This is a genomic window from Oscillibacter sp. KLE 1728 (assembly GCF_934833455.1).
Taxonomy (GTDB): domain Bacteria; phylum Bacillota; class Clostridia; order Oscillospirales; family Oscillospiraceae; genus Oscillibacter; species Oscillibacter welbionis.
Genome location: NZ_CAKVVF010000057.1, coordinates 8041 through 12799, shown reverse-complemented (window position 1 = coordinate 12799; position 4759 = coordinate 8041). Strand labels below are relative to the sequence as shown.

The 4759-nt window shown below is 63.1% G+C and carries 4 protein-coding genes; 3 read left to right on the top strand and 1 reads right to left on the bottom strand.

Features of this window, described 5'->3' with window-relative positions:
* From QVE23_RS07675 to QVE23_RS07665, 3 genes are all read left to right on the top strand, one after another.
* Positions 1-1403 (top strand): ABC transporter ATP-binding protein (locus tag QVE23_RS07675; RefSeq protein WP_287967875.1); only part of this gene is annotated, 1403 nt, incomplete at its 5' end.
* Between the two features lie 6 nt (positions 1404-1409).
* Positions 1410-2555 (top strand): ABC transporter permease, encoded by a 1146-nt coding sequence (locus QVE23_RS07670; RefSeq protein ID WP_021751378.1) that lies wholly within the window; start codon positions 1410-1412, stop codon positions 2553-2555.
* A complete protein-coding gene (locus QVE23_RS07665; protein ID WP_287967873.1) occupies positions 2555-3496 on the top strand; it encodes an ABC transporter permease in 942 nt (313 codons plus the stop codon). The genes QVE23_RS07670 and QVE23_RS07665 overlap by 1 nt, the downstream gene beginning before the upstream one ends.
* Positions 3497-3569: 73 nt before the next feature.
* Here QVE23_RS07665 and QVE23_RS07660 read toward each other — a convergent pair whose 3' ends face one another.
* Complete coding sequence (locus tag QVE23_RS07660) at positions 3570-4490, bottom strand: nucleoside recognition domain-containing protein (protein WP_287967872.1); 921 nt, start codon at positions 4488-4490, stop codon at positions 3570-3572.
* Between the last annotated feature and the right edge of the window lie 269 nt (positions 4491-4759).

Sequence of the window (4759 nt, the reverse complement as noted above, 5' to 3'; positions counted from 1 at the left end):
GCAAATCGACGCTCATGAGCGTCCTGTTCGGTTTGTACCAGCCGGAGGAGGGCGTCATCAAAAAAGACGGCCAGGTGGTGCAGATCAAGGACCCGAACGATGCAAACGCACTGGGGATCGGCATGGTCCACCAGCACTTCAAGCTGGTGGAATGCTTTTCCATTTTAGACAACATCATCCTGGGCGTGGAACCCTGCAAGAACGGCTTCCTGCAGAAGCAGGAGGCCCGGGAGAAGGTCCTGGCCCTGTCGGAGAAGTACGGCCTGCAGGTGGACCCGGACGCACTGGTGGAGGATGTCACCGTGGGCATGCAGCAGCGCACGGAGATCCTGAAGATGCTCTACCGGGACAATGAGATCCTGATCTTCGACGAGCCCACCGCTGTGCTGACGCCGCAGGAGATCGACGAGCTGATGCAGATCATGAAGAACCTGGCGGCAGAGGGCAAATCCATCCTGTTCATCTCCCACAAGCTGAATGAGATCATGTCCGTGGCGGACCGCTGCACGGTCCTGCGGAAGGGCAAATACATCGGCACGGTGAACATCGCCGAGACCAGCCGTGAAGAGCTGTCCCGCATGATGGTGGGCCGGGACGTGGAGTTCGCAGTCCACAAGGAGCCCTCCAAGCCCAAGGATCCCATCCTGGTGGTGGAGGGTATGACTGTGGCCTCCAAGCTCCATAACAACAATGCTGTGAAGAATATCTCCTTTACGGTCCGGGCGGGAGAGATTGTCTGTATTGCCGGTATTGACGGCAACGGCCAGACGGAGCTGATCTACGGCCTGACGGGCCTGGAGCCCCTGGAGTCCGGCAAGATCACGCTCTGCGGCCAGGACATCACCCGCGCCCCCATCCGGCAGCGGTCTCTGCTGGGCATGAGCCACATCCCGGAGGACCGCCACAAGCACGGCCTGGTGCTGGACTACACCCTGGAGGACAACATGGTGCTCCAGCGGTACTTTGAGCCTCAGTTCGTCAGCAAGGCGGGCTTCCTGAAGCGCAAGGCCATCCGCGAGTACGCCAACCGCCTGATCGAGCAGTACGACGTCCGCTCCGGCCAGGGGCCTGTCACAGTGGCCCGCAGCATGTCCGGCGGCAACCAGCAGAAGGCCATCATCGCCCGGGAGATCGACAAGGACCCGGAGCTGCTGATCGCCGTGCAGCCCACCCGCGGCCTGGACGTGGGCGCCATCGAGTATATCCACAAGCAGATCGTGGCCCAGCGGGACGCCGGCAAGGCGGTGCTGCTGGTGAGCTTGGAGCTGGACGAGGTCATGTCCCTGTCCGACCGTATCCTGGCGATCTATGAGGGCGAGATCGTGGGCGAGCTGGACCCCAAGACCACCACGGCGGAAGAGATGGGCCTGTACATGGCCGGCGCCAAGCGGAAGGGGGCTTGAGAAACCATGAGACAAGAAAAATCATCCCTCCTGCGGAACAAGGGATTCCAGTCCCTGCTGGCATCCCTGCTGTGCATCGTGCTGGGCCTGCTGATCGGCTACATCGTGCTGCTGATTATCAACCCCGCCGGCGCGGGAGAGGCCATCCGCACCATTGTGGAGAACTTCCTGTACTATCCCAGCGCCGCGGCCCGGCTGCGGTATCTGGGCAACACGCTGGTGAAGACCGCGCCGCTGCTGATGTGCAGCCTGTCGGTGCTGTTCGCCTATAAGGTGGGCCTGTTCAACATCGGCGCCGCCGGCCAGTACGTCATCGGCGCCGGCGCCAGCCTGTACTGCGCCCTGGGCTTCGGGCTGCCCTGGTACGTGTGCCTGTTGGCGGCTATTGCTGCCGGTGCGGTGCTGGGCGCCATCTCCGGGCTCCTGAAGGCGTACCGCAATGTGAATGAGGTCATCTCCTGCATCATGCTCAACTGGATCAGCCTGTATCTGGTGAACGCCCTGCTGTCCCAGGTGAAGGAGACAGCCAGTCCCTACACCTTCACCCTGAGCAGCACGAATCCCGACGCCATCCTGCCCTCTCTGGGCCTGGGCGCCCTGTTCTCCGACAACCAGTATGTGACCATCGCCATCCCCCTGACGGTGATCGTGGCCGTGGGCATCTGGGTCCTGCTGGAGAAGACCAAGCTGGGCTATGAGCTGCGGGCCACCGGCTGCAACAAGTTTGCGGCCAAGTACTGCGGCATGAAGGAGAAGCGAAACATCATCCTCACCATGGCCATCGCCGGCGGCCTTGCCGGCATGGGCGCGGCCACGCTGTTCCTCACCGGATTCGAGCAGTGGCAGGTCACGCAGTCCGCAGTGCCGGCCATGGGCTTCAACGGCATCGCCGCCGCCTTCCTGGGCGGACTGAATCCCATCGGCGCTATCTTCTCCTCGTATTTCATTCAGCACATCACCAACGGCGGCGCGTATGTGGACAAGACCATGTACTCCGCCCAGATCTCTGATCTGATCTCCGCCCTGATTATCTACCTGTGCGGCTTCGTACTGTTCTTCAAGGTCTTTATGAACAGCCGGCTGGACCGGCGGGATGAAAAGCGGCGGGCAAAGGAAGACCGGCCCGGCTCTGAGGAAGGAGGGAAGGCGTAATGTTACTGCTGCTGCAATACACGCTGATTTTCGCCTCCGTCCTGCTGCTGGTGGCGCTGGGCGGCTGCTTCTCTGAACACTCCGGCGTCATCAACATCGGCCTGGAGGGCATCATGGTCATGGGCGCCCTGGGCGGTGCGCTGATGATGAAGTTCCTGCCTGCAGGCACCTCCGCCTTTGTGGTGGTGCTGTTGACGGTGCTGGCCAGTATCCTGCTGGGCATGATCTACTCCCTGCTGCTGGCGGTGGCGGCCGTGAACTTCAAGGCGGACCAGACACTGGTGGACACGGCCATGAACCTGCTGGGCACCGCCGCGGCCACCGTGTTCGTGAAGGCCATGAACACCGCCGCCGATCCGGACAACGTGTCCTCCACCATCCAGTACCTGGACGGCCGCAAGGCATTCCTGGTGAACATCGGCGGCTTTGAGTTCAACTGGTGCATGCTGCTGGCGGTGATCGCCCTGGTAATCGCCTATGTGGTGCTGTACAAGACCCGCTTCGGCCTGCGGCTGTGCGCCTGCGGCGAGCATCCCCAGGCAGCGGATTCCGTGGGCATCAACGTCTACCGGATGCGCTACGCCGGCGTACTGATCTCCGGCGTGCTGGGCGGCCTGGGCGGCATTGTGTATATCATCGCGGGCGTCAGCGAGTGGAAGTTTGAAAACGGCGTGGCCGGTTTCGGCTTCCTGGCCCTGGCGGTGATGATCTTCGGCCAGTGGAAGCCCACCCGCATCGCCCTGGCGGCGCTGCTGTTCGGCTTCTTCCGGGCCCTGGGCAATGTGTACAGCGGCTTCGACCTGCTGAGCAATCTGAACCTGCCCAGCTCCGTGTATAACATGCTGCCCTATGTCATCTCTCTGGTGGTGCTGGCCTTCACATCTCAGAAGTCCCGTGCCCCCAAGGCGGAGGGCATTCCCTACGACAAGGGCCAGCGGTAATTCCATCACAAAACGGAATTTCACGACAAAATATGCCTCCCTGTTATCGGCTTCGACAACAGGGAGGCTGTTTTTATCCCAGCACGTAGCCCACCAGCAAAGCGGCCAGCAGCAGGGAGAAGGCACTCTGCACCACCTTGCCCAGGAAGCAGTTCCGCAGCCGCAGGCCGCTGCCCTCCAGCACCGCCAGCGTCTGACACAGGACCGAGAGGCCGCCCCAGCCCGCTGCTGCCGCCGCCAGAAGAAAGCCGAAGGCATCAGCTGTCAGCAGGGGCGTCAGGGAGAAGAGCTCCAGCGCCGCCACCAGGACCGCCCCCAGGCGGCCGCCCACGGCGGTGAGAGGCTGCGCCAGCACATAGAAGAACACCACGAAGGCGCACACAGACAGAATCCCGGCAAGCGAGGACCGGACAGCCCCGGTGAAGGCCTCCGCAAAGCTGACAGCCTGGAAAGGAGGATGCCTTGTCAGTTCCTGCCGGGAAGCGGATTTTCCGCTGCCCCGAAACACCAGTCCCGTCAGAAGGGCGGAGAGCACATGGATCAGCCACAGCCACACCCCGGCCCGCACACTGCCGAACACCCCCACGCCCAGCACACTGATGAGGAACACCGGATTGGAGTTGTTGCAGAAGGCCAGCAGCCGCTCCGCCTCCTCCCGGGAGACCAGATTTTCCCGGTAGAGGTCTGCTGCCGTCTTGGCGCCGATGGGGTAGCCCCCCACCAACCCCAGCACCAGCGCAGCACTGCCAGCACCGGGGACCCGGAACAGCGGCTCCATCAGCCCCGCCAGCCAGGGGGCGGCCAGCTCCCCGAACCCCAGAGCCAGCAGCGCTGAGGAGGCCACCAGGAAGGGGAACAGGGAGGGGACCACGGAACGGGCACAGAGGGCCAAAGCTTCCGCCACACTGTCCCGCACGGCCCCGGCGTCCGCCAGAAACCACACCAGCAGGCCGCCGAGGCACAGGCAGGCCAGTATCCGCCATCGAATCCGCATCCCGCATCACCTCTCCACACCCTATGCCGGAGCGGGGGACACTATGCCCCCGGCATGTTGCGGGACGTTTGTGCATACAGTCGGGAAGAGGTGAACGTATGGAGCGGAATCGAAAGGACCGAAACGGCGGCGTGCTGGACACGGTGGCGGAGCTGTTCGACCTGCCGGCAGATCTGGTGGCGGGCCTGCCCCACCTGGAGATGATGGGCAGCCGCCAGCTGTATCTGGAGCACCACACAGGCATCCTGGCGTACAGCGACGAGCAGATC